Below are 23,717 nucleotides of genomic sequence, written 5' to 3'. Positions count from 1 at the left end.
GTTTGTACCTTGCATTAAGTCATCTCCTTTTATATTTTAACTACCCAGTATTATAATATCGTAAAAAGTTGAATGTGGTAATATTTTGGTAATTTATAATAAAATATTATCCAGAATGTTTATTGTAATTTTTATACATATTGATATTATAACAGCTTATGAAAATTTGAAAATTGATAAAGCACTGTTTATTTTCTGAATTGTTGGAAAGGTAATAAATTGGTATAATGGACTGAATTGGTTAATGAAGGGGGATTTATGATGAAACAGATGACTGAACGTAAATTAATGAATGCTTGGAGAATTTATACATTGTAGGAGGCACTATGCTATTAAATAAAGAAGGTTTTGATTTATGGGCCGATGGATACGACCAAACGGTACAACACAGTGAGGAAAAGTATCAATACCCATTTGCAGGCTATAAAGCGATTTTAAATAAAATTTTCAATGAAGTGATGGCTGTTCCCGCTTCCACAGTTTTAGATATTGGCTTTGGAACAGGGGTATTAACGGCGAAGCTTTATGAACAGGGGCATTCGATTTATGGCTTTGATTTTTCTGCGAACATGATTGCCATTGCCAAGGAAAAAATGCCAGAGGCTCACTTAATGGAGTGGGATTTAATGAATGGCTTGCCACAGGAACTATTACAGCAGCCCTATGATGCGATTATTAGTACGTATGCGCTCCATCATTTTACAGATGAGCAAAAGGCTTTGTATATCACACAATTATTACAGCACCTATCACCAACAGGGAAAATTTTAATTGGCGATGTAGCTTTCCAGACAAGAGAGCAGCTGGAGCAATGTCGTCAAGATAGCGAGGGATACTGGGATGAGGATGAATTTTACTTTGTCCATGAGGAGCTAAAGGTTGCCTTACAGGAAATTTGTGAGTTAACATTTTACCCACTATCGCATTGTGGTGGAGTCTTTGTGATTAGTCGGAAGAATATAAATGCTGATTAGTGACCCCTTATATGGGGAGTTCGAGATAGATGGTTTGTTAGAGGAATTGATTGTAAGTAAGCCAGTTCAACGCTTAAAGGAAATTCATCAGGCTGGGGCAGGCTTTCTAGTAAATAGCAAGTGGACTATTTCAAGATTTGAGCATTCTGTAGGTGTCATGCTGCTTATTAGACAGCTTGGCGGTTCATTGCAGGAGCAGGTGGCAGGCTTATTACATGATGTGTCCCATACCGCTTTTTCCCATGTGGTGGATGTGGTCCTTGAAAATGAGGCGGAAGATTACCATGAAGCGATATTCATGGATGTTATCAAACAGTCTTCGATACCTGCAATTCTTGAAAAATATGGCTACGAAGTAGAGAACATACTTGATACATCCAGATGGTCGTTACTTGAACAACCTGCTCCAGCATTGTGTGCGGATCGTATCGATTATACATTAAGGGATATGTATTTTTATGGAAATTTAGCCCTGGAAGATATCCAAAAATTTTTACAGGACTTATTCGTTTTTCAGGGGAAACTGTGTGTTAAAACGATTGAGCGTGCAGAATGGTTTGTAAAAATTTATTATCAGGAAGTGTTAGATTTTTTCTTGCACCCTTTAAATATCTATGCGACAAGTTCGTTAGCGAATGTATTAAAGCTGTCACTAGCAAAACAAATTCTAACGCTTGAAGATTTCCTAAAGACTGATCATGAGGTAATGCAGCAGATGAAGGCTTCACATGATCAAGACGTTCTTGCTCTTTTACAACAATTACATGAAAATGTAGAGGTAAGAGAAGAACAAGAGAATTATGATATTCATTTTCGCAATAAAGTGCGACTCATCGATCCAGCTATCTATCATCAACAGCAACTATGGAAGGCGAGCGAGGTATCTAACTATGTCAAAGCAATGAATATCTCTGCTTTGGAAAGGTTTGAGCAGGGTGTTTATGTGAAAATAATCAATGAGGAGCTGTCATAGGGCAGCTCCTTTTCTTTAGGCAAACATGGATAAAATATATTTGCCAGAAAGCATAAATAGGGCATAGACAGCGAGCGCGCTCATAACAGAGATGCCTGGTTTAAACCAGCTTGTTAGGAGAAACGTGAGCACAGTAAATAATAGCATGCCAACCGCTCCAAATACCGTGTTTTGAAGAACAGTATGAAAGGTATCTTCTTTCATATTTTTCATTTGCATGCCCATATTAATGAGCGTCAATATCGGTAAGGCCGTAATAATACCTGATAAAAATAAATACTTAGATTGGCTAAGTAGTAGCGCTAGCACCATGATTGTGCCACCTACTAAAAAATAGAGAAAGTATAACATGGGATGCCCTCAATTAAATTCAGAATAGAGTAATAATACTGTAGAACGTAAGTGTTCACAAGTACCCATTGATACTATTTAGCAAGAAGCGCAGAAAGATAGCTGTTTATGAAAAATAGATAGAATTTTTGGGAGGGGGTGAGTAATAATGTCCATTCTATCCTTTATGCTTTTATATGTAGTAGGCATACCAATCTCTACTCTGTTGCATGAAATTGGGCATGCATTGGGTGTTATAGTATGTTCAAAGGAACGAGCCCATGTTTATTTAGGTGCAAAAAATCTTCCTGAAAACTTGCGTATAGGTCGTATACATTTCCATATTCGATGGGGATTGTTTGGCTTCTGTACCCCACAACAAGGGAGTAGCTTAACGCGCAAGCAGTCGCTCGGATTTATAGCGGGTGGTCCTATCATGACTTTAGCAGTATTACTTTTTGCCAGCTATCTAGCCCGTTATTTTGCTGCTCCTTTTTTATTTGAATACTTTTCAATTTCTTGCAACAGCAGTCCCGCTAATTTATCCAAACTGGTATAAGCCCTATGCAGGTTTACCCTCAGATGGCTATCAGATGCTAAGCTTACTGAAGAAAAATATCTGAAAATAAAAACTTTAACGAGGTCGCTTTTAATATATCGTTATATACGATATAATCGTTTTGAACGATATATTAAAGGAGTTATTACAATGATTAAAGATATAAATGATTATTTTACAACGATATTCTATCATCTACATACAACCCATGAAGATGTTATTTCCCATCAGAGTGTGCGTATTTTGCAAATGATACAAAAGGAAGAGGAAGTGACGGTGCGTGATATAGCAGGGTTACTAAATATTTCTCCTAATACGGCATCAGAGCATGTGAAAAAGCTAGAGCGTCATGGCTGGGTGATGAAGGAGCGTTCAAGTGACGACCAGCGTAAGGTCATGCTACATTTGACAGCAGAAGGGCTACAAGTGTTGAAGAAAAACTCGGAGCTAGATGATGATAAGCTACAGCATGCACTTAATCAGCTAACTGAGCAGGAACAGCAAGCCATTCTACAGGCGTTTCGACGTCTAAGTGAGGTGGCAAAATAATGTATACATTCTTTAAAATTTTGAGTTCAGCAGCCATCATTGGCGTTGTGACGGAGGTTGCACGACGATTCCCTACCTATGGAGGAATTATTGCTGCGTTGCCATTGGTGAGTATTTTAAGCATTATTTGGCTGACAGTACAAAGCGAGTCGAGTGAGCATATTCAACGCTTCACGGTAGGCGTTATCGTTGGCTTGCCCGCAACGATGTGCATGCTATTTGTGATTTACATGGCGATGAAATCCTCCGTACATATTGTACTAGCTATTGGACTTGGTGTGCTATCCTGGGCTGTATTTTTAGGCATACAAAAAGCGATTGCAGGGGTTTTTCATATTTCCATTTAAGAAGGAGTTTATAAAATGACGATTATTGCCATACATCAACTACCAAAACAAACTGTAAGCGAATTTTTTCAGGAACATTGGGGTACGACAGAGATGGTCATTTCCAGTGGCATTTATGATTGTAGTGAATTAGCGGGCTTTGCTTTTATGAATGAGCAACAAATGATGATCGGTTTAATCACCTATATCATGCGGGAAGAGGACTGTGAAATCATTTCGTTAGATAGTACGGTTGAGGGGAAAGGTATTGGTTCTGCTCTTGTGAAAGCAGTAGAACAAGCAGCAATGGAGCAGGGCTGTACAAGCATATCACTTATTACAACAAACGATAATTTGCATGCATTGAAATTCTATCAAAAACGAGGCTATTGTTTAATAGAAATACTGCGTAATGCAGTGGAAAAAGCAAGAGCCTATAAGCCTTCTATCCCACTCATTGGTAATGATGGTATTCCAATACGAGATGAAATACGTTTACAAAAACAACTTGACTGTCAATAAGTCAGGTTGTTTTTGTTATACTAGTTGGGAGGAAAGAGAGGGAAAGTATGAAAAAAATACTATTTATTTTAGTACTGAGTGTGCTTGTGGTCGGGGCAATCTTTATGATTTATCTCAAGAGCAATCCACCACTTGTTATTCAAAGCTATAGCAGCAAACAAGGCAATGAAGCAATCAAAATCATCGCACTTGAAAATACAGGGCTGCGTGAAATTAAGCTAAAGCAAATACTGGTGAATGATCAGCGTCCTGATAACGCGAAGCTTGTAATAAGTAAGTCAGAACCTTTTGAGGCGGAAACAAAGCTAGAGGGAAATGATCAACTATCTTTTCATAAATTAGCACAGCGAACGATCGTACCTCAAAGATACATAAATCAACAAGCTATTGGCGAGCAGCCACAGCATTATGCAGTACAAGTTCTAGCATCTAACAACCAGAAAGTAACGATACACTATGAATACTTAAAAATACCTTTTACGCTTACAGTTGAGCTTCAAGCCAACAAATAATCACTTTTTGTCTTATCCTTTATGCCTGTGTCAATTTCTAAGATTGTTTGGTGAAAAGCTCCTATCCCTCCTAGAACATGGTAATATTGTATTAACAGCAATTGTGATACTAGGAGGGACCTAATGGCATTTATCATCTTGGGTATAGTACTATTTATCTGTGTTATCACTGTGACATTAGTGTTTATGAAAAAGCTTTTAAAAAATGATATTATGCTTGAAGTGACAGCCACTTGTGAAGGAAAAAATGAAGACAATCAAGCGATTATGAAGATATATTTTAGGTATTCCATTGGACGTCTTGCCAGAAGGAAACGAGAAATGATAGGCAGTATTGAATGGTCTGAAGGGTGGATGCCTGTCAGCTATAATTTAAAAGAACATGGCGTGTATGATGAAGAACGACTTCTGTATGCAACGAATGAGCAAACGTATTCCACCTTTGAAATCAATGCGACAAATGCGCTTGATGAGCAAGGTCGTGGAGAGGGCTACGTGGTCCTTGTATTGGAAAAGCCAAATACCTCTCATATGTCCCGAGCGGGTGTTATTCTCGCTGTGACAGCCAATATGGTTACATATCAATTATCAGACTCGACTAGCTGGCCCAATGATATGCTAGCGAACTAGCTATCCAATGCATTGGATAGCTTTTTTGGTATTTACAAGTAAAAATAGGCTGTTTATGGAACCAATTGCGGAAAATAACGTATAGAAAGAAGAAGGACTTGCAGGAGGAAGGAGGATATAGATGTCCGAACAACATAGCAAATACAATGATTCAAGGCTTGTCACAATAGATGAGCAAATATGTGCACTTTTGCAGCAACGAAAAGAGCAAACTGCTCTTACTCCAGGCTTGCCTTCGGATGATACCATTTCGAAATGGGCACAGCAATATGGTTTCGATGATACTTTTTTAGCGTTGTTCTTCCAGTTGATTAAATCAGAAAAATACTATACTTCAAAGGTAGAACCTTCAGGCTTCCGTCACTATATCCCTGTATTGAAAACGGTAGCAAAGGGAGAGCGTTTGTATACGGTTTCTTATGTTCGTCAATATGACAATGCAAGTGTAGTGCAATTATTAATCGATTGGGATGAGCAGCAAGAACCTCAGCTAACGATTCAGCAAAAATTAGAACGAAAACATTTTGGTCTATACATTGATGCGTCCTATGAATGCCGAAGTAAAGGTACAGGTGGCTCAAATGGACATGAAAGCAGTACGTATGTGGTGACACCACCCTTGCCAGATGATTTAAGGGGACTTCATTTTGTTTTTACAGAATACGAGGATGCCTTTGAAGAAAAGCCGACAGGGTGGGCTATCACCATACAAGGTTAGGGGGATATTTAATGAAAAAATGGATGTTTCCACTTGCCCTCATCATCCTATTGACAGCTTGTCAAAGCCCCAAGCAGGAGATACATTATATCGCCAAAAGTGAGCATTGGAAAGCCATCTATCATAGTAATGGTGAGGTGGGCTTACGCTTATTTTATCTGGGAGATGATGATGATTTGGGGCCTTTAGAAATTACAATTGAGGGGACAAAAGAATCCCAAAATTTAAGTGATGTTCAGTTAAATAAAGATGGCTATTATTCCTTCACAAAAAAAGAAAGTGAGAAAATCTTTAAACGAGAAACAAAGCCAATGATCCATGTAGAATGGCAATCTGAAGATGAGACCTTAGAAGTGAAAAATCATTAGGAGATAATAATAAAATGCGTATTGAACAGCGTGAAGATCTAGTGATTATTGATGGGCTAGAAATCAGCGGTACGATTCAAAAAAATCAACAATGCCCGAGTTGTCAAAATTCCATCATCTATGATGACACGTTTGATAGTTATTTTTGTGCGATGTGTAATGAGTGGCAAGAGGAGGCATGTGATGACCCGCATTGTCACTATTGTGTTCAACGTCCAGAACGCCCATTGCAAGTCCGTCGCTAAATTTTTTTCTTTTTTAGTGTTTGACAAAGAATTCACTATTCGTTATAGTAATTAACAATTTCATACAAAATGAAATGGGCAATGATAAGGACAAGAGATGCGATTAACCATTTATAGAGAGGGGGGCCTTGGCTGCAAGCTTCCTAATGTCGTACTCCCATCTTACTACCTTGGAGCCGTGCTTGGAAACTTGCACCGTTTTTTGCGGCGTTACAGCAAAATCAATGAGCCACTAGCCTATAAACTAGTGGGAATTTGGGTGGAACCACGGGTAATCAACACATACTCGTCCCTTCTTAGGGGCGGATATGTGTTTTTTTTATCTACACAATTATGCCAAGGTGTAATTGATTTTATTACTAAAAGGAGTAGAGAAACATGTCAAATCAACGTATTCACATTCAATTTCCAGATGGTCAACAACAAGCATTTACTAAAGGTGTGACACTAACCGATATTGCACAAGCGATTCGTCCAGAGCTTCGTAAAAAGGCAGTCGCAGGGAGTGTTAACGGAACCATCATTGATTTGACGCGCCCGATTATGGAAGATGCACAAATTACATTGTACGATGCAAGCTCAAAGGAAGGGATCGAGGTCATTCGCCATTCTACGGCCCATTTATTAGCTCAGGCAATTAAACGACTTTATCCACATGCACAATTTGGAGTAGGACCAGTCATTGAAAATGGCTTTTATTATGATATAGATATTGCTGATACACTGACACCGAGTGATTTACAGCAAATTGAAAAGAAAATGAAACAAATTGTACAGGAAAATATCCCGATTCATAGACGCGAGGTTTCACGTGAAGAAGCAAAGCAATTATTCGCCCATGATGCGTTAAAGCTAGAGCTGTTGGAGGCAATTCCTGTAGATGAGCTAGTTACGATTTATGAGCAGGGAGATTTTTATGATTTATGTCGTGGTCCACATGTCCCGTCTACAGGCAAATTACAGCATTTTAAATTAATGCATGTGTCAGGCGCTTACTGGCGAGGCGATAGCAAGAATCAAATGCTTCAGCGTATTTATGGCGTTGCCTTTGCTACAAAAGAGGAACTGCGCGATCATTTTATCTTCTTGGAGGAAGCAGAAAAGCGAAATCATCGCAAGCTAGGTAAAGAGCTATCGTTATTTATGTTTTCAGAGGAAGCACCTGGCATGCCCTTCTATTTAGCCAATGGTCAAATTTTACGCAATGAACTGGAATCGTATTTGCGACATTTACAAGCAAAATATGATTATAGGGAAGTACGAACACCGCTGATGATGAACCAACGCTTATGGGAGCAGTCAGGTCACTGGGATCATTATAAGGACAATATGTATTTCACACAGGTGGATGACCAAAGCTTTGCCTTAAAGCCGATGAACTGTCCTGGGCATATGCTGATTTTCAAAAATGCCTTACATTCCTATCGGGATTTACCTATACGTATGGCAGAATTTGGGCAAGTGCACCGACATGAATTTAGTGGCGCCTTGAATGGTCTGTTACGTGTACGAACTTTTTGTCAGGATGATGCCCATATTTTTGCAACACCACAGCAAATTGAGGATGAAATTGCACTGGCCTTAAAGATTATAGATGAAGTGTACAGCGTCTTTGGATTTGCGTATACGATTGAATTATCGACACGACCAGATGATTATATGGGTGATTTGGCACTGTGGGATCAAGCAGAAGCAGCACTTGAAAATGTCCTAAACAATTTAGGTATTGCCTATACAATTAATGCAGGGGACGGGGCTTTCTATGGACCGAAAATTGACATCCATATTAAAGATGCGATTCAGCGCAGTCATCAATGTGCAACGGTTCAACTTGATTTCCAGCTACCAGAGAAATTTGATTTAACGTATATTAATGAGCACAATGAAAGGGTGAGACCTGTTGTCATCCATCGTGCAGTGTTTGGCTCAATTGATCGCTTCTTAGGTATTTTAATCGAGCATTTTGGCGGAGCATTTCCAACTTGGCTGGCACCACAGCAAGTCCAAGTGATTGGGGTAGCAGAGGCACATCAAGGCTATGCCAAGCAAGTTGTTGAAGCTTTACAACAGGCAGACATCCGTGTGCAATTAGATGACCGTCAAGAAAAGCTCGGCAAAAAGATACGAGAAGCCCAATTGCAAAAAATACCATATATTGTGGTTATTGGTGATCGTGAGGTTGCCAACCAAACTGTAGCTGTTCGCAGACATGGTCAGCAAAATTCCACTGATAAGTCACTACCGCAATTAATAGAAGAAGTCACAGCAGCCATTCAACAAAAAAGTTTAGCTTAATTCAAGTAAAGAAAGCTTGCGATGAATGTTCGTCATTCATTGCAAGCTTTTTAATTGTTAAGAAATTTTTACTTCTATTTTTTTGAAATGACTACTAGAATCTACATGGTGTGCATACAATGAATTAAAGGTGCTTGGAACTTTCTTGAAAAAGCGAATGTCCCAGTATTACTTCTTGTGTTTCAGCGTCGATGACAAGAAATTTGCGATAGGATTCATCGGTATTGTGCTGAAAGGATGCTAAAAAATAAACTTGTCGATTGGGATGAATAAAAGTATGTTGAGAGAGGTCTATTGATTCCTGTTTACCATCTGTTTGTAAATAAAAACGTTTTGTCGCATTTGCTACATCTTTAAAAGCCATCTTTTGACGAATATTCAATGAAGCATTGGTATATTCCTCATAAATCGCACGATTAAGCTGCTGATAAAATGTGTCCTCATCACGAAACGATTGAAATTGGTTGTTTGGGTATTGATATAGTGTATTTATTTCAGTTGGTGTGCAAAGTGTGGGTGATGTATGGTCTACTGAATGTTGAGGTGGCAATAATATTTTGGAAACAACCATAAAAGTTAAGATGAATACGTGCATCATTCAACCTCCAAATGTTTTCTTATCAAAAACATCGCCTACTTTTTCATTCTCTATACATTCTGAGAAATGGCTAGGTGAATGCATGTATCATCCCCGATAAAACCAGCCAATAAAACATGGCCTGGCTTTATCATATCTATACTTTCTTCTATTATATGCCTCGTTATGATTAGGAAGCTTGTGCTTGTTTTAAATATCTATTAAGTAAGACATCCAATTCTTGACTGTAATCTACTACAATAGGGTGGGTGAAACCAAGATCCTTTGCTTTTTTATACATAATTCTTCGTTTGATCTCAATTTCCGCCTTCAAGAATTGTTTAAGTAATAAGTTAACCAAGATATTTTCCTCCTAATTTTTTATCCATATTCTTGAAATAAATTTTTATGACCTCGATTCAACTTTTTCATTGTATATCACTTATATTAAAAAAAATGTCACATTGTGTATCGTTTCTTAAATTCGTAATTTAGTCATAGATAAGGTACTTCATCCTATTTAGCTCGATTGAAAATTTTTATGTATTATAGATAAATAATACTGTGAATTTCCCCTTTTATAGAATTTAATACATGACTTAAAACCCTATTCATGTGCTGGATAGGGTTATTCACGTTCTTTGTTTTAGAAAATATTAAGGGGAAAATAGAGAAGTCTTAAGTCTTTTATACTAAGAAAAAAGTTGTGATTAGAGATTGAATTTTCCGATAATTAAGCGTGGAATTCATATCTTGTCACATTTTAGCAAATTCCCTTTTTTGTTGTTTAGAAATGGGGACATTTCATTGTCTATGGTGAAATGTTGAGAATTTTTGAAATTAATGGAATAATGGGTGAGAGAAGAGGTGATGAAGCGGATTGATTGTTGGAATAAAGAGAGGCCTTTCAAGCTTTCTTAAACGCAGGTGAAATTCGTCCTTTACAAGCCATGATGCATTCCTCACAAAAGAATTGTTTGAGCGAATTCACTTACGTATTTCATTATAGATTTTTTGATCGAATAGTGATTAATGAATCGAGCACCCCTGATTTACAGGTCGTTCAACTGAAAATTTCCGTTGGGTGTCAGCGCTATATCAAAACATATGCCCTGCAATTTGAAAGGTTCATTTAGCTAAAGATTAAAGAGGAGAAACAGATGACCGAAATTTATTTTGTTAGACATGCACATGCCCATTATTCAGAGGATGAATATCATCGTCCACTATCTGCTCAGGGACAAAGTGATGCAGAGTGTGTCACAAATCTTTTGAAGCATCATCGAATCGATGCCGTTTATGCTAGTCCCTATCGAAGAGCTATTCAAACAGTGGAGGGGATTGCACAGGCGCGTCATTTACCCATCCAAACGTTAGATGCTTTAAAAGAAAGACAACTTGCTACTGGGAAGCTGGAGGATTTTCATGCAGCAGTTCAACGGGTGTGGCAGGAGCCAAGCTTTGCATGGGCAGGTGGGGAGTCCAATCAACAGGCAATGGCTCGCGCTATTCCAAGTTTGCGAAACATCCTTCTCACGCATCCACAGCAGTCTGTCGTTATCGGTACACATGGCAATATCATGGCATTGATGATGCAATATTTTGATGCCCAGTACGATTATGCATTTTGGCAAGCGTTAAGTATGCCAGATATCTATCGATTAGCCTTTCAAGGGCTATCCTTACAGGAAGTAACACGCGTGTGGCAAGAGGACTGAACAAAAAAAGAGATACTACAGCAATCATAGTATCTCTCTTGTGCTATTCTGTTAATTCCTCTCCCAATCGGAGCGTAAGAGGCCAAATAAAACTACGTCATGGAATGTACCGAAGCGGAAAATTTCTTGGCGTAAAATGCCTTCTTTTGTGAAGCCACATTTTTCATAGGAGCGAATAGCTGCTGGGTTAAAACTAAAAACCTGAAGCTTGATTTTCTGAACAGCTATATATTGGAAGATAAAATCAATAAGCGTTTTCATTGCATCCGTGCCATAGCCCTTGCCGTGCCACTCTTTCCCAATTGAAATGCCCACTGAGCAAGTGCTATTTTGCCAATTCACTGCATAAACGCCACAGGAGCCTATTAACTGTTGTGACGCTTTTTCATAGATACCGAAAAAGTATTCCTCCTTCTTTCCGCTGATACTGTTAAAGAAAGCTGTGTGATCCTCTACAGTTTGTGGAAAGGGAATCTCATCATTAGCAAGTAGCAAAGAGGTGATTTCGCTTTCGATTGCTATAAAAGCCTCTAGGTCAGCAGTAGTCATTTGTTGTAAAGTGATCGATTGACCTGTTAAAAATGTTTTCAAATAATGTTCCATTATTGTATTCTCCCTTATAGAAGGGCTGCAAGTAGCGTTACAACCCTACGATTGTTGGTAATATTTTCACGTCTACTGCATCTTTTACACTCATAAACCCACCCCTTTTTTGTGCATACTTCCATAGTAGCATGAGGGACTAAGAGAATGGAAGAAATTATGTTAAAATATGTCATAGTTAAAGAGAGAGAGGGATTAAGATGCGCACAACATATTTTGCGAATTTATTACAATACTTACCACAAGAAGAGCAGCAACAATTACAACAGGCTTTTGGTGCTTCAGAGGCACAAATTCAGGCCTTGTTAGAAGTATTTCCGAACTGCCCACAAGCTTTGGTGGAGCTATTACAGGATGTCAATGGTACATATTATTGTCAGCATGGGCAAGAAACGATCTGTGTTTTAGTCCTAGGCTCTGATTTAGGGGATTATCCGTATTATTTAAAATCGGTGGAGCAAATCGTGAAAGATTATCATAACAAGCGTGAAACAATTTATGAGCGCTATCAGGAATTTTTAGCGTATGTGGAAGTAGATGAAAAGATTAATATGCATGTCCCGTTAAATGAACGGCTCTGCTTTGCTGATTGTATGAATAATGGGGGCACATCAAGCCTATATATTGATTTTACGCCAAATGAAGCGGGACAAGTTGGCCAGGTGGTTCGTTATGTCCATGATCCTGATAGCTTTGAGGTGATTGCAGCTTCGTTTGAGGATTATTTACAGCAACTTATAGAGGGAGACTATGAATTCACCGCTATTTACGAGGAGGAATTCTAGTGACTATGCAGCTCATGTTCTATGAGGACAAAGCAAAAAATTTAGTAGAACAATATACCCTAACAGAAGAGCAGCTACGCTATACAAAGTCTCCAAAAGACAGTATTGCACTTGCTAAGCAGGATAATAGTCGACATGCCATTTTAGCAATGGACGGTAACAAGCTAGTCACGTTCTTTGTCTTACATGAAAAAGAGGGGGTGACGCCTTACTCCTCCAACGAACAGGCGCTATTAATCCGTTCCTTTTCCACTGATTTTTATGAGCAGGGCAAAGGCTATGCCAAGACAGCACTCCAATTATTGCCTGACTTTGTTCGCAAGCATTTCCCATACATCAATGAGCTGGTGCTCGGGGTCAATGTACCAAATAGAGCTGCTCAAGAACTTTATAAGCGATGTGGCTTTGTCGATGAAGGCAGACAGGCAATGGGACTTCGAGATGAGCTAAAGGTGATGAGCTACTATATGAAGGAGGTTGAACATTGAGCCATCATATAATTGAAGCAAGAATGGAGCATTTACAAGCACTTTGTACAATCGATCAAGAAGTAATTGGAGATTCATCCAGAGCGGAAGAAATTCAGCAAGCTATCAAAGAGAAATGCTGTTTGCTATACCAATCCGCCGATACCATTGGGGGGTTTTTGCTATTTAGCAATGACTTTTTTGGCTATAGCTTTATTTCCTTAGTCATTGTCAAGCCGTCCGAGCGCAGAAAGGGGATCGCATCTGCCTTAATGACCGCTTATATCCAAATGGCTAAAACAGCAAAGGTTTTCTCCTCTACAAATCAGTCCAATAGGCGTATGCACCAGCTTTTTCATAACCTAGGCTTTGTCAAAAGCGGTTTTATCGACAACTTGGATGAGGGAGACCCGGAAATTATTTATATGAAACAAGCCTCACCACAAACATAGGGTGAGGCTTTCGTTTATTTTTTTGCTTTGATGAATAAAAAGGATGGTCTGCGTAGCTCCTTTTCAATAGAAGGAAGTTGTTGAATGGCTGCTGTGCTTGGAATTGGTTCTACGATTTTATCAATGGTTAACCCATGGGTAATCAATGTATTGACCAGTGTCGCTATAGTGCGATGATATTTGACAACACCATCCACCAACCATGTTTGCTCACGCTTGCCTTCTTCCTGGTAATGATCCACAGCATAGTGCAGACGTTGATGATTGTCATCATATACCCAATTATCATCTGTTGTATGACGAGCTGTAGCAATAGGATGCTCTACAGAGAAAATAAATACACCGTTAGGACGTAGCATGTGAGCAATTTGACCAATGACCGCATCGAAATCTTTGACATAATGAAGAGATAGGGAGCTGGTTATACAATCAAAGCTAGCCGAAGGAGCTTCATAATCCTCTATTGCCTGTAGCCGATAGTCAATTTGTGGGTGGGCATGCTCCTGTTTAGCGACGGACAGCATATTGCTCGAAACATCTAATGCGGTTACGTGCTTGGCTTGATGGTCGATACAATACTTGGCGAAATCCCCCATACCACAGCCAATATCGAGTACCTGTAAATTTGTCAACGGTGGAAGTAAAGCCTTCATCGTGGGCTGCTCCAAAAGACGGTTATAATTAGATGCTTTTTGTCTCAATGTCTTGTAGTGATGAAAAAATATCGGATTATCATAAATATTTTGTTTCATTAAAAGCCTCCAGTTTATGAAACATAACGTTATGTTATTTGTGCGCATCATTATTGTCCCATGTAGATAGAAAAAGAAATAGACTTTTATTACAATTTTTTGTAAGATGTAGATAGAGGCATACCATTTTTTGATACCGTTATCTTCCATTTAATGGGATATTTATCGTTCCCTCTACATAATTATTGATCCTACCAAGCACATCCCCATTTCCATGTCATAAAAATGTAACAATTTGAAAAAATAAAAATATTTAAAGGGAAAACATGGCACTTCTTACACGCTATAACGTTCTTACTATTTGGAAGCATATTCCGAAAAAGAGACGTTGGAGGGATTCTATTGAATCAAGAAAGTTTATTATCCATTAGTAGCAATGCCTTATTTATTGCCTTTATTCTACTACTCATTGCTATTGTGCCATTAGGGCTAGCAGTCAAATCAAAGAGAAAAACATTCGGTAAGCTAGGACTATTGCTCACTTATATAGCCTTTGCCCTACAGCTCGTGTACTTTGTTGTCAGATGGGTGGCGGTTGACCATGCACCTGTCAGTAATATGTATGAATTTATGACGTTCTTTGGCATCATGCTTACAGGAAGTTACTTAATTATCCATTTCTTATATAAGCAAATCGTGGTAGGCTTATTCACGATTCCTGTATCCTTAATCATCCTTGGTTATGGAAGCGTTTTCGCGAAGGAAGTATCGCCGCTTGTTCCATCATTACAAAGTCACTGGTTAACGATTCATGTCATGACTGTGGCCTTTTCTAGTGCCATTTTATCTGTATCCTTTGCTACAGGTTTAATTTACTTATTAAGAACGCTGGATGTTTCCAAAAAATCTATCAGTACATACGGTCTTGAGTTTGTGTTGTATTGTTTGGTGGTTGTCATTGGCTTTATTGGCGTATCGACGTTTTTCAGCCTTGCCACAGAAGAGGTGCAGGTACAATTCGATAATGCACAGGGACAGCAAGAAAAAGCCACTTACTCCATGATGCCCCTGATTGTCAGTAAAGGAGCCGTCACCGAGAATGGTGAAGCAATCGGTGGTGTCGAAATCACAAATAAAATAGATGCCAAGAAATTAAACTCGATTGTCTGGGCATTTATCGTGGGTACTATTTTATATGGTGTCATTCGATTCATCACAAGAAAATCAGTGAGTGCCTTATTAAAGCCATGGACAAGCCGCGTACAGCCACAATTAATGGATGAGATTTCCTATCGCGCAGTTGTTATCGGCTTCCCATTATTTGCATTAGGTGGCCTGCTATTCGCCATGATTTGGGCGCAAATTGCCTGGAGTCGCTATTGGGGCTGGGACCCGAAAGAGGTGTGGGCATTAATTACCTTTTTATTCTACGCAGCCTTCCTCCATTTTCGCTTATCCAAAGGCTGGGAAGGAGAAAAAACAGCCTGGTTGGCCATCATCGGCTTCGGCATTATTGTGTTCAACCAAGTATTTGTCAATCTAGTCATTGCCGGCTTACATTCTTATGCCTAGTTAGAGGTAGGGGGTCTTGACTCCTAAGTAATCCTGACTGAGTGAGGAGGAGCCCGCTCTAAAGTGAGGAGAGAGCGCTCAAGCTAGTCAGGTAATCGCTCCAAAGTGAAAAGAAAGCGCTCAAACTAGTTAGGTAACTGCTCCAACTAGTGAGAGAACCTCTTAGCTTTGGCCATCCTTTTCTTCTTATTAAAATATTCAACCGAAAAAAGCATTACGAAATGCATGTAGCACTTCGTAATGCTTTTTATTAATTATTTTTTGCGAAGTAGTCTAGCGTTGCTTGACCTAAAACGTTGGCGGCAATTCGTAATGAGCGCTCGTCGATATCGAATTTCGGATGATGGTGTGGATAGACTTCCTCCCAATCAGGGTTTTTTGCCCCTGTGAAGAAAAACGCACCGGGGATTTCCTCTAAGAAATAGGCAAAGTCCTCACCGCCCATATTGGGATCAACTATTTCAACAGTCTCAACATCTGCAATTTTCTCTGCGGACGCCATTATATGCTCAGTCTCTGCATCATGGTTCACAACTGGCGGATAGCCTCGCACATATTCATACTCGTAATCGGCTTTTGTTAAATAACAAGTTGCCTTTAAAAGCTCTTCGATTTCATGCTCTAACAAACTACGCTCCTCCTCGTGGAAAGTGCGCACCGTACCCTTCATGTACACTTGATCAGCAATGACGTTGAATGGATTTAATGCCTCAATATGGCCAATTGATACTACTGCTGGACGTAATGGGTTGATGCGACGTGCCACAAGCTGCTGTAAATTTGTAATAAACTGAGCTGCAAGGACAATGGAGTCCTTGGTGTCACTTGGGTTTGAACCATGGCCGCCCTTGCCTTTTATCGTTATATAAATACCATCTGCTGCAGCCATTAATGGTCCTTTAGCTGTTTGCACTTTGCCAAGATCAGTGGGTGCCCATAAATGTGTCCCAAAAATAACATCTACACCTTCTAAGCAGCCATCTCTAATCATCGAAATAGCTCCACCTGGCGCAAGTTCCTCAGCATGTTGATGAATAAAGACGATTGTTCCTTCTAAATCATCCTTCATTTGATTAAACGCCTTCGCTAAGATTAAGAGGGAAGCTGTGTGTCCATCATGGCCACAAGCATGCATACGCCCTTTAATTTTCGATTGGAAAGGTAAGCCGGTTTCTTCCGTAATGGCTAAAGCATCAAAGTCTGCTCGTAACGCTACTGTTTTCCCTGGTTTTCCACCAACTAGCTTTGCCACAACTCCATTGCCACCTACACCTTCACGAACCTCATGACCTAATGCACGATGAAAGGCAGCAATGGTTTTTGGCGTTTCAACTTCCTCAAAGGAAAGCTCAGGATTTTCATGGAAATGACGACGAAGCTGTATTGTCTCTTCTTCATAATGTTTTAATAAATCTGCTAACTGTTGTTGTAATGTTGTCATTCTCTAACACTCCTTATTTTAAGTAAATATAATCTCCAGGGCCAAGCGGTAAACCTAGTAGGAACCAAATGGCGAAGAGGATAATCCAACCGATTGCGAAAAACACCGAGAACGGCAATAAAGAAGATATAAGCGTGCCTATACCGATATTTTTATCATAGCGCTTTGCAAATGATAGTAAAATCGCGAAATACGGTAACATAGGGGTAATTGGATTTGTAATCGAATCCCCTACACGATAGGCCATCTGCGTAACCGCTGGGGAATAGCCTAAGTATAAGAACATTGGTACGAAAATTGGTGCAAGTAAAGCCCATTTTGCAGAAGCACTGGCGATTAATAGGTTGACAAAGGCACAAATTAAAACAAATCCTATCATCATTGGTAAACCTGTAAAATTCAATGCTTGTAAAAGCTCTGCACCTTTAATGGCTAAAATAGAACCAATATTGCTCCAGTTGAAAAAGGCAATCATTTGTGAAGCGGCAAATGCTAATACAATAAATGGCGCCATATCTGCAATGGATTTAAAAATTTTCTCTGCAACTTCCTTATCGTTTTTAACCTCCTTCGCTGCTATCCCATAGGCAAGCCCAGGTAATAGGAAGAAGAATAACATGATAGGTACAATGCCTGCCATGAAAGGTGAGTTTAAAAAGCCACCTGTGGCAGGATCTCGTAAAAGACCGTTCGAAGGTATGACTGTAAAAGCAATGACTAAAATATAAACTAGCGTTACGATTCCAGCCCACTTTAATCCTCTCTTCTCTAAAGCTGTCAATGGCTCTAGCTTTTCAATTTCACCATGGAACGAACCAAAGCGAGGCTCTGTAAACTTCTTTGCAACCCATGTACCAATAATGACTAATAAAAACGTCGAAGCAATTAAGAAATAGTAGTTCATCGTTGCACGACCAGTGTACGCGGGGTCTGCTATTTGTGCTGCTGATTCTGTAATCCCTAATAATAATACATCTAGAGAGCTAATTAATATGTTCGCACTGAAGCCCCCAGCTACAGCTGCATATGTAATAATTAAGCCTGCTAATGGATTTCGACCAATACTCATAAAAATCATGGCTGCAATTGGTGGTAAAATGATAAATGCCGCGTCAGCCGCTAAGTTACCAACTAAACCTGTAAAAATGATAAAAGGTACAATTAATTTTGTAGGTGCTGACATCACAATTTTCTTCATGACAGCTGAAATTAAGCCTGTTTGCTCAGCTAAACCAATACCAATCATGGTCACGATTACTAGCCCTAATGGAGCGAAACCTGTAAATGTTGAAACCATCTGCGTTAAAATTAAGATAAGTCCTTCTTGACTTAGCAGATTTTTTACTTGAATGACATCTTCGGTCCCAGGTTGAACTGCTGAAATACCGAGCATGGATAAAACCCATGATAAAACTAGTACTATACCTGCTAGAATAATAAATAACGTGATAGGGTCCGGTAGCTTATTACCTGCACGCTCGATTTTATCTAACATATTGTCAATCCAAGATTTTTTCTTAATTGTTTGTGAATTCCCTTGCATAAATTTCATCTCCTTTTATACTTTATTAGACTTAACCTTTAAGAATCCAATGTCTCTATTTTAAGACATTGAAAATCTATGTCCTTTATACAAAGAAACCATATTTTCTGACTATTTTCAATATTTATTTTTTATTAAGGAGCTATATGTATGTATAAAATTAATGTTTTTACCGCAAAACGCTCACTTTCATGGGTTCAACAGCTTGAAAAAATTAAACCCTCTTTTTGTGAATTTCATTACTATGCTTATACTGATTTTGAACATTTGAATGAGCTTTTAGAAAAGTATTTGGAGGGGGGAGATGGAGCGCTTTTTAGCGGACAAATTCCATATTTTTATGCTCAAACGCATTTTCAAGAAGCAACGGTACCTATGCATTATTTTGATATTTCAGAGCGTGATTTTTACCGTACCGTTACGGAGCTTTTTTATGAGAAAAAGATTGCTATGAATCGCATTGCCATCGACTTTTGCTATGAGGAAAACGGCTATTTGGGCATTCATGAATGGTCGATAGGAAAAAAACCTTATCTTTTTAGCCAAACGATGAGCGAGTACGCAAGTAGCGATATTGTCGATAAAGCTGCTGAATGGCATCTACAATTGCATAAGGAAAACAAGGTTGATTTGAGCTTTACCCGCATTGCAGAAATACGTGAGCGCTTAGCTGATCAAAATATACCATTTATCGCTTTTTACCCGTCTCAATATGCCATGCAATTAACATTAGATCATTTTCTCAATCAACTGCGAATTCGACAGCTTAACCAAAATAAAGTAGTGGTAGTGCATATTTTAATTCCGATCGATAAATCGAATATAGAAGACCTAGAATATCGGCAAATTGCCTTATATAAAACTATATTAGATTTCAAACAACTGTATGCTAGCTCATTTATCGTACATCGTGAGGCATCGTTTATTGCCATTATCACGACGTATAAGCAATTTTTAAGTACAACGAATCGTTATTCACATTGTCATTTAGTTGATTTTTTAAATGAGAAGCTATCGTTTCCTGTTAGAATAGGGTGGGGAATTGGTGACTCTCTAATTGAAAGTCAGGAGTTTGCTAAAAAAGCCGCAACCCTCTGCTCTTCAAAGGAAACACAGGGATACATTATTGAAAATTCGCGAGAAATCGGGCCTTTACTATATGGAACGATGCTGCAGTTTGACGATGAAAAACAACAGCATCTAAAAAATTTAAGTACGACATATGATATTCCCTTATTACAATTACAAAAAATAGAAGCGATGCTGGAAAAACTAACGACAACGATTGTTAGTGGGGAACTGCTCAGCACACATCTCGGCATTACTGTACGCTCTGCAAACCGCATTTTAAAGCAGCTCCATGAGAAAAATTTAGCACACGAATTACCAAGCAACACGTCCACCACACGTGGACGCCCAAAAAAGTATTATCAAATTCATTTATATTAGTCAGGATGGAATGGCTCATACGGTGGGGCTACCTGTGCAAGTCCTGACACAGGAAAAAGAGACATCCATTTACGAATGTCTCTTTTTATATGCACGTCTATGTTAAGTGAAGATTATAGTTTCACTACATTCGTTGCTTGAGGTCCACGGCTGCCTTCTTCTACGCCGAATTCAACTTTTTGGCCCTCTTCTAAAGTTTTGAAGCCATCAGATTGGATAGCTGAGAAATGTACGAATACATCATTGCCACCTTCAACTGCGATGAAGCCAAAACCTTTTTCTGCGTTAAACCATTTTACTGTACCTTGTGTCATGTAAACACCCTCCCAAAAAAATTCAACAATCAATTGCTTCTATCACATATAAAAAACGTATTCAAAAGCTCGTATTACTTTTGAATACGTGTTTTTAATCATAGCAATGAAGTAATGTAATTATTACCTTTATTATAGTACAGAATTGTTTGTATATCCAGTAAATTCCGTTTTTAGTAAGGAAAAATTTACATTTGTAATCTAATAGTAAAGAAACGCTATTTCCTCATTATTTAATCCATGCTTTTTCTTTCGCAACAATGACAGCCTCTGCCCGCGATTCTACATTCAGCTTGACGAATAGCTTCGATAAATAGTTCTCCACCGTGCGCTGGGTGACACCAATTGCAGAGGCGATGGCTTTATTTGTACAACCTTGGGCAACGAGCTGTAGTATTTCCTGTTCCTTATCGCTCAGTAGAACCTCCTGCTGCACATTCGGCAGGTTTGTGCGTTGCTGAACAAAGTCTAAGAAATCGGCTGCCAGTAAAATCTCACCTCTTATGGCTGCTTGAATGGTTTGGATCACTTGCTCCTTTGTCGCTAGCTTTGATAATAGACCGTCAATTTTTTTCTCAATCAATAGCTCATAATAATCGGAAAGTTCGTAGCCTGTGTAAAGAATAATCAATGCATCTGCTTGTTTTTTCTTAATCATCTCTGATAGTTGAATGCCGTTGATTGGCTTCATATTGATATCAATGAGAAACAACTGAAAGGTATCTGTATCCATTCTTGATAAAACGGCTGCGCAATCCTGTTCTGTTTCGATTTGAACATTGGCTAAATCCTGCAACAATGTTTTCGTACCATCTAAAACGACAGGATGGTCATCTATAATAAGTATGTTCATCATATGAATCCCCGTCCTCTTGTATTTGTATATAAATATGCATGCCCTCGTTAAGGCTCGATTGAATGGTAATGTCACCATTAAAAGCACGGACACGTTCGCGAATGCCATTAATGCCCATTGATGCAGAGGACTGTATTAAATCGTCAATGTCGCAGCCTATACCATTATCATCGTATCGAAGGATAAAGCCTTGAGGGATTGCTTGTAATTGAAGCGAAACCTCTGTTGCTTCGGCATGCTTGATTGCATTATTTAACAGCTCCTGAACAAGACGATAGACTACGAGATGCAGGGTGACATCCTGAAATTCTACACGATCAATTTGGGCGCTTAATAAAAAATCAGCCCTTATTTTTACCTTTTGAATGAGTTTTTTTAATGCCATTTGTAAACCAAAGGTATCCAATAGTGGGGGACTTAAGTTCTCGCAATATTCTCGTAAGTCCTTCGTTGCATTCAATAGCTGCTCGCGTATAGCTAGCACGGTCTCCTTCTGAATAGTAGGGGAGCCAGCTAGGACATCAAGCTCTCTGGCTAAATGAAGCTGCTCCTGCAAAATGGTATCATGTAATTCCTGTGCTAAAATACTCTTTTCCTTCTCAATAATATTCCATAGCAATTTATCGAGCCAAGGAAGCGGTGTATCACTGGTATTTTTTATATGCTGAATTTCACGCACTAAATCCTCAATTTGCTGTAAGTTATTGATAAACATGGACACATACAGTGCAAGCAATTCTAACCAAAGCAGCTCTTCCTTTTGCAGAGCATGGCGTATTTCTAACATAATCTTTTCCTCACCAGCATCATGTAACAGTAATTGCGGATAGTAGCTTACATGCTGTGGAGAATCGTCTGTTATTGTCCGGATATGAAACGCTGTGGTTCCAAGCTTCTCGGTGATTTCATATTTAAAACGATCCAATAATTCTTGTTGGTTTTTTGCTTTGCCCATACGCTGAACGGCTGCATATAAATTATGTACATAATTTCCAGTAGAAGAGAAGATAATTTTTCGATACTTAAAATCAATGCGTTCTTTTATATAAAAGCTTGCAATGATCACCATAAAGACAAGTAAAAAAATACTTGTGACATGGACGATGGATAGCTCCCCCATAAATAACAGGCCAATCCCTGCTGTCAACAGAAGCGCACTGAAAAAGGCTAGCGTTGAATAATAGCGTAATCGTGATAATTGGTATTCAATATCAAATAATCGTTCGTTCACCTGAATGAACAGAAAAGAGAACGGAATAAATAATAAAAACAATGCGGCGATTTCAGCGTGTAGTATCGGCTTATGTCCTAATATTTCAGGTGTAACGAAGAATAATAAAAAAGGTAAAAACGGCACGATAAAGGCAAGCGCAATTAAACGAATTTTGGCCAATTTAGTACGTAAATAACTCGTTACTAAAATAAAAATTGCATAGACTACCAGGACAGCAAATAAACTTAGGTTCAATATAGGTGTGAACTCACGTAATGATGGCTCAATTTCCTCCATTAGATAAAAGCCAGGGATGAACAGTATTAATAAGTACAGCCATTTGCTGTGAGGGTAGGTCCACTTAATTTGTAGGTATTTGAAAAAGTGTTGTAAAAAGTGAATAAAGAGAACCATGCATAAAATAATACAGCTACTAATGACAAACATCCCAATCATATTTCCTCTAGCTGATGCGCCAGTACTGATATAGGCGGTCGAACAAGTTAATAAAAATAGGATCAATAAAAACGTTGAAAGATTATTTTGATTGCGTCGCCAAACATAAAGTGCGACACCAAAAGCTAGGAAAAAATAAAAGATAGGGAACAAAATTTGCAAATATAATTCTTCTGGCATGTCTCGATGTTTGACAGCAATGGTTTGAATACTCTTATCAGCCTTTTGGATCGTTAATGCATTGGCGCTTCTAACGATCATTTGCTGTTGAACGTAGCGATTCTCCATGGCTGGCTGCCCATCGATAGCCACAATAATATCCCCTTTTTCAATATTTTTTTGCTCTGCCCATAGAGGGTAATAGCTATCCACAAAAACAGGCTGACCGTTTGTCGTATCGAGAGTGAGACTCACAAAGGGTGTTTTGATGGTAATACCTAACACATAAATACCGAGTATTAAGTATGTAAGAAAAATACAATAAGTACATTTTTTCATTGTTAAACCTCTAATTTGCTTATGATCATAATCTCCTATATATTATCGCTAATTATTGATAAATTTGGAATACCGAAATA

At 38.8% G+C, this 23,717-nt stretch carries 28 protein-coding genes; 18 read left to right on the top strand and 10 right to left on the bottom strand.

The features are described from left to right. The first annotated feature begins 326 nt into the window (after positions 1 to 326). Positions 327 to 974, top strand: a complete 648-nt coding sequence (locus HXV90_RS05250) for a class I SAM-dependent methyltransferase (RefSeq protein WP_269898548.1) — start codon at positions 327 to 329, stop codon at positions 972 to 974. Then, entirely contained in the window at positions 964 to 1,947 is a 984-nt protein-coding gene (locus HXV90_RS05245; RefSeq protein ID WP_269898547.1) for an HD domain-containing protein, read from the top strand. Before HXV90_RS05250 ends, HXV90_RS05245 begins: the two co-directional genes overlap by 11 nt. A 15-nt stretch (positions 1,948 to 1,962) precedes the next feature. On the opposite strand, the gene HXV90_RS05240 is transcribed toward HXV90_RS05245, so the two are convergent. Next, complete coding sequence (locus HXV90_RS05240) at positions 1,963 to 2,259, bottom strand: hypothetical protein (protein WP_083225253.1); 297 nt, start codon at positions 2,257 to 2,259, stop codon at positions 1,963 to 1,965. Positions 2,260 to 2,446: 187 nt separating this feature from the next. On the opposite strand from HXV90_RS05240, the gene HXV90_RS05235 reads away from it, so the two are divergent. The 10 genes from HXV90_RS05235 to thrS all read left to right on the top strand — a co-directional run bounded on the left by HXV90_RS05235 (position 2,447) and on the right by thrS (position 9,001). Beyond that, entirely contained in the window at positions 2,447 to 2,836 is a 390-nt protein-coding gene (locus HXV90_RS05235) for a hypothetical protein (protein WP_269898546.1), read from the top strand. 150 nt (positions 2,837 to 2,986) lie between these two features. Next, positions 2,987 to 3,385, top strand: coding sequence for a MarR family winged helix-turn-helix transcriptional regulator (locus tag HXV90_RS05230; protein WP_269898545.1), 399 nt, complete (start codon positions 2,987 to 2,989; stop codon positions 3,383 to 3,385). After that, positions 3,385 to 3,732: a DUF3147 family protein gene (locus HXV90_RS05225; protein ID WP_016993931.1), complete on the top strand. Its 348-nt coding sequence runs from the start codon at positions 3,385 to 3,387 to the stop codon at positions 3,730 to 3,732. The genes HXV90_RS05230 and HXV90_RS05225 overlap by 1 nt, the downstream gene beginning before the upstream one ends. A gap of 15 nt (positions 3,733 to 3,747) precedes the next feature. Then, entirely contained in the window at positions 3,748 to 4,233 is a 486-nt protein-coding gene (locus HXV90_RS05220; protein ID WP_048394534.1) for a GNAT family N-acetyltransferase, read from the top strand. A gap of 47 nt (positions 4,234 to 4,280) precedes the next feature. Continuing rightward, a complete protein-coding gene (locus HXV90_RS05215) occupies positions 4,281 to 4,745 on the top strand; it encodes a hypothetical protein (protein WP_131520336.1) in 465 nt (154 codons plus the stop codon). A gap of 123 nt (positions 4,746 to 4,868) precedes the next feature. Continuing rightward, the gene (locus HXV90_RS05210) at positions 4,869 to 5,375 is read left to right on the top strand and encodes a hypothetical protein (RefSeq protein ID WP_269898544.1); all 507 of its coding nucleotides are present in this window, start codon (positions 4,869 to 4,871) and stop codon (positions 5,373 to 5,375) included. A gap of 121 nt (positions 5,376 to 5,496) precedes the next feature. Then, positions 5,497 to 6,093 carry a hypothetical protein gene (locus HXV90_RS05205; protein WP_269898543.1) on the top strand — a complete coding sequence of 199 codons (597 nt, stop codon included), beginning with the start codon at positions 5,497 to 5,499 and terminating at the stop codon, positions 6,091 to 6,093. Between the two features lie 11 nt (positions 6,094 to 6,104). Beyond that, positions 6,105 to 6,461 (top strand): hypothetical protein, encoded by a 357-nt coding sequence (locus tag HXV90_RS05200; protein WP_054549268.1) that lies wholly within the window; start codon positions 6,105 to 6,107, stop codon positions 6,459 to 6,461. A gap of 14 nt (positions 6,462 to 6,475) precedes the next feature. Beyond that, positions 6,476 to 6,706 (top strand): hypothetical protein, encoded by a 231-nt coding sequence (locus tag HXV90_RS05195; protein ID WP_269898542.1) that lies wholly within the window; start codon positions 6,476 to 6,478, stop codon positions 6,704 to 6,706. A 378-nt stretch (positions 6,707 to 7,084) separates the two neighbouring features. After that, a complete protein-coding gene (thrS, locus tag HXV90_RS05190; protein ID WP_269898541.1) occupies positions 7,085 to 9,001 on the top strand; it encodes a threonine--tRNA ligase in 1,917 nt (638 codons plus the stop codon). Between the two features lie 124 nt (positions 9,002 to 9,125). On the opposite strand, the gene HXV90_RS05185 is transcribed toward thrS, so the two are convergent. Both HXV90_RS05185 and HXV90_RS05180 read right to left on the bottom strand, forming a co-directional pair. Further along, complete coding sequence (locus HXV90_RS05185; protein ID WP_269898540.1) at positions 9,126 to 9,596, bottom strand: hypothetical protein; 471 nt, start codon at positions 9,594 to 9,596, stop codon at positions 9,126 to 9,128. Between the two features lie 172 nt (positions 9,597 to 9,768). Beyond that, complete coding sequence (locus HXV90_RS05180; protein ID WP_004230265.1) at positions 9,769 to 9,939, bottom strand: aspartyl-phosphate phosphatase Spo0E family protein; 171 nt, start codon at positions 9,937 to 9,939, stop codon at positions 9,769 to 9,771. 799 nt (positions 9,940 to 10,738) lie between these two features. Here HXV90_RS05180 and HXV90_RS05175 point away from each other — a divergent pair. After that, complete coding sequence (locus tag HXV90_RS05175) at positions 10,739 to 11,296, top strand: histidine phosphatase family protein (protein ID WP_269898539.1); 558 nt, start codon at positions 10,739 to 10,741, stop codon at positions 11,294 to 11,296. A 51-nt stretch (positions 11,297 to 11,347) separates the two neighbouring features. On the opposite strand, the gene HXV90_RS05170 is transcribed toward HXV90_RS05175, so the two are convergent. Beyond that, on the bottom strand, positions 11,348 to 11,899 hold the full coding sequence (locus tag HXV90_RS05170; RefSeq protein ID WP_048394516.1) for a GNAT family N-acetyltransferase: 552 nt from the start codon (positions 11,897 to 11,899) through the stop codon (positions 11,348 to 11,350). Positions 11,900 to 12,099: 200 nt separating this feature from the next. Here HXV90_RS05170 and HXV90_RS05165 point away from each other — a divergent pair, with 200 nt between their 5' ends. Genes HXV90_RS05165 through HXV90_RS05155 form a run of 3 tightly spaced genes read left to right on the top strand, consistent with a single transcriptional unit; the run spans position 12,100 to position 13,603 of the window. Continuing rightward, complete coding sequence (locus tag HXV90_RS05165) at positions 12,100 to 12,684, top strand: SMI1/KNR4 family protein (protein WP_269898538.1); 585 nt, start codon at positions 12,100 to 12,102, stop codon at positions 12,682 to 12,684. Between the two features lie 5 nt (positions 12,685 to 12,689). Then, positions 12,690 to 13,172 carry a GNAT family N-acetyltransferase gene (locus HXV90_RS05160; protein WP_442916336.1) on the top strand — a complete coding sequence of 161 codons (483 nt, stop codon included), beginning with the start codon at positions 12,690 to 12,692 and terminating at the stop codon, positions 13,170 to 13,172. Next, positions 13,169 to 13,603, top strand: coding sequence for a GNAT family N-acetyltransferase (locus tag HXV90_RS05155; RefSeq protein WP_269898536.1), 435 nt, complete (start codon positions 13,169 to 13,171; stop codon positions 13,601 to 13,603). Before HXV90_RS05160 ends, HXV90_RS05155 begins: the two co-directional genes overlap by 4 nt. Positions 13,604 to 13,617: 14 nt before the next feature. Here HXV90_RS05155 and HXV90_RS05150 read toward each other — a convergent pair whose 3' ends face one another. Then, positions 13,618 to 14,355, bottom strand: coding sequence for a class I SAM-dependent methyltransferase (locus tag HXV90_RS05150; RefSeq protein WP_269898535.1), 738 nt, complete (start codon positions 14,353 to 14,355; stop codon positions 13,618 to 13,620). A gap of 342 nt (positions 14,356 to 14,697) precedes the next feature. Between HXV90_RS05150 and ccsB the strand changes: the two genes are divergently transcribed. Then, positions 14,698 to 15,867 carry a c-type cytochrome biogenesis protein CcsB gene (ccsB, locus tag HXV90_RS05145; protein WP_054549261.1) on the top strand — a complete coding sequence of 390 codons (1,170 nt, stop codon included), beginning with the start codon at positions 14,698 to 14,700 and terminating at the stop codon, positions 15,865 to 15,867. 250 nt (positions 15,868 to 16,117) lie between these two features. Here ccsB and HXV90_RS05140 read toward each other — a convergent pair whose 3' ends face one another. Together HXV90_RS05140 and HXV90_RS05135 are read right to left on the bottom strand one after the other, a co-directional pair. Beyond that, positions 16,118 to 17,308 carry an amidohydrolase gene (locus HXV90_RS05140; protein ID WP_048394504.1) on the bottom strand — a complete coding sequence of 397 codons (1,191 nt, stop codon included), beginning with the start codon at positions 17,306 to 17,308 and terminating at the stop codon, positions 16,118 to 16,120. Between the two features lie 13 nt (positions 17,309 to 17,321). Then, positions 17,322 to 18,851, bottom strand: coding sequence for an AbgT family transporter (locus HXV90_RS05135; RefSeq protein ID WP_048394502.1), 1,530 nt, complete (start codon positions 18,849 to 18,851; stop codon positions 17,322 to 17,324). Positions 18,852 to 19,001: 150 nt separating this feature from the next. Here HXV90_RS05135 and HXV90_RS05130 point away from each other — a divergent pair, with 150 nt between their 5' ends. Then, positions 19,002 to 20,300, top strand: a complete 1,299-nt coding sequence (locus HXV90_RS05130) for a hypothetical protein (RefSeq protein WP_048394501.1) — start codon at positions 19,002 to 19,004, stop codon at positions 20,298 to 20,300. 113 nt (positions 20,301 to 20,413) lie between these two features. Here the strand turns inward: HXV90_RS05130 and HXV90_RS05125 are convergent, their stop codons facing one another. The 3 genes from HXV90_RS05125 to HXV90_RS05115 form a co-directional block, all read right to left on the bottom strand. Continuing rightward, on the bottom strand, positions 20,414 to 20,614 hold the full coding sequence (locus HXV90_RS05125; RefSeq protein WP_004230248.1) for a cold-shock protein: 201 nt from the start codon (positions 20,612 to 20,614) through the stop codon (positions 20,414 to 20,416). 229 nt (positions 20,615 to 20,843) lie between these two features. Then, positions 20,844 to 21,470: a response regulator transcription factor gene (locus tag HXV90_RS05120; protein ID WP_269898534.1), complete on the bottom strand. Its 627-nt coding sequence runs from the start codon at positions 21,468 to 21,470 to the stop codon at positions 20,844 to 20,846. Beyond that, on the bottom strand, positions 21,445 to 23,637 hold the full coding sequence (locus HXV90_RS05115; RefSeq protein ID WP_269898533.1) for an ATP-binding protein: 2,193 nt from the start codon (positions 23,635 to 23,637) through the stop codon (positions 21,445 to 21,447). Before HXV90_RS05115 ends, HXV90_RS05120 begins: the two co-directional genes overlap by 26 nt. Positions 23,638 to 23,717: the final 80 nt, after the last annotated feature.

The sequence above is a fragment of the Lysinibacillus sp. JK80 genome (genome assembly GCF_027557635.1).
Lineage (GTDB): Bacteria > Bacillota > Bacilli > Bacillales_A > Planococcaceae > Lysinibacillus > Lysinibacillus capsici.
This window is presented reverse-complemented; position numbering and strand designations above follow the sequence as displayed.

Coding starts and splice junctions, on each gene's coding strand:
- HXV90_RS05250 (WP_269898548.1), top strand. CDS start 327: ATGCTATTAAATAAAGAAGGTTTTGATTTATGGGCCGATGGATACGAC.
- HXV90_RS05245 (WP_269898547.1), top strand. CDS start 964: ATGCTGATTAGTGACCCCTTATATGGGGAGTTCGAGATAGATGGTTTG.
- HXV90_RS05240 (WP_083225253.1), bottom strand. CDS start 2,259: ATGGTGCTAGCGCTACTACTTAGCCAATCTAAGTATTTATTTTTATCA.
- HXV90_RS05235 (WP_269898546.1), top strand. CDS start 2,447: ATGTCCATTCTATCCTTTATGCTTTTATATGTAGTAGGCATACCAATC.
- HXV90_RS05230 (WP_269898545.1), top strand. CDS start 2,987: ATGATTAAAGATATAAATGATTATTTTACAACGATATTCTATCATCTA.
- HXV90_RS05225 (WP_016993931.1), top strand. CDS start 3,385: ATGTATACATTCTTTAAAATTTTGAGTTCAGCAGCCATCATTGGCGTT.
- HXV90_RS05220 (WP_048394534.1), top strand. CDS start 3,748: ATGACGATTATTGCCATACATCAACTACCAAAACAAACTGTAAGCGAA.
- HXV90_RS05215 (WP_131520336.1), top strand. CDS start 4,281: ATGAAAAAAATACTATTTATTTTAGTACTGAGTGTGCTTGTGGTCGGG.
- HXV90_RS05210 (WP_269898544.1), top strand. CDS start 4,869: ATGGCATTTATCATCTTGGGTATAGTACTATTTATCTGTGTTATCACT.
- HXV90_RS05205 (WP_269898543.1), top strand. CDS start 5,497: ATGTCCGAACAACATAGCAAATACAATGATTCAAGGCTTGTCACAATA.
- HXV90_RS05200 (WP_054549268.1), top strand. CDS start 6,105: ATGAAAAAATGGATGTTTCCACTTGCCCTCATCATCCTATTGACAGCT.
- HXV90_RS05195 (WP_269898542.1), top strand. CDS start 6,476: ATGCGTATTGAACAGCGTGAAGATCTAGTGATTATTGATGGGCTAGAA.
- thrS (WP_269898541.1), top strand. CDS start 7,085: ATGTCAAATCAACGTATTCACATTCAATTTCCAGATGGTCAACAACAA.
- HXV90_RS05185 (WP_269898540.1), bottom strand. CDS start 9,596: ATGCACGTATTCATCTTAACTTTTATGGTTGTTTCCAAAATATTATTG.
- HXV90_RS05175 (WP_269898539.1), top strand. CDS start 10,739: ATGACCGAAATTTATTTTGTTAGACATGCACATGCCCATTATTCAGAG.
- HXV90_RS05170 (WP_048394516.1), bottom strand. CDS start 11,899: ATGGAACATTATTTGAAAACATTTTTAACAGGTCAATCGATCACTTTA.
- HXV90_RS05165 (WP_269898538.1), top strand. CDS start 12,100: ATGCGCACAACATATTTTGCGAATTTATTACAATACTTACCACAAGAA.
- HXV90_RS05160 (WP_442916336.1), top strand. CDS start 12,690: ATGCAGCTCATGTTCTATGAGGACAAAGCAAAAAATTTAGTAGAACAA.
- HXV90_RS05150 (WP_269898535.1), bottom strand. CDS start 14,355: ATGAAACAAAATATTTATGATAATCCGATATTTTTTCATCACTACAAG.
- HXV90_RS05140 (WP_048394504.1), bottom strand. CDS start 17,308: ATGACAACATTACAACAACAGTTAGCAGATTTATTAAAACATTATGAA.
- HXV90_RS05135 (WP_048394502.1), bottom strand. CDS start 18,851: ATGCAAGGGAATTCACAAACAATTAAGAAAAAATCTTGGATTGACAAT.
- HXV90_RS05130 (WP_048394501.1), top strand. CDS start 19,002: ATGTATAAAATTAATGTTTTTACCGCAAAACGCTCACTTTCATGGGTT.
- HXV90_RS05125 (WP_004230248.1), bottom strand. CDS start 20,614: ATGACACAAGGTACAGTAAAATGGTTTAACGCAGAAAAAGGTTTTGGC.
- HXV90_RS05120 (WP_269898534.1), bottom strand. CDS start 21,470: ATGATGAACATACTTATTATAGATGACCATCCTGTCGTTTTAGATGGT.
- HXV90_RS05115 (WP_269898533.1), bottom strand. CDS start 23,637: ATGAAAAAATGTACTTATTGTATTTTTCTTACATACTTAATACTCGGT.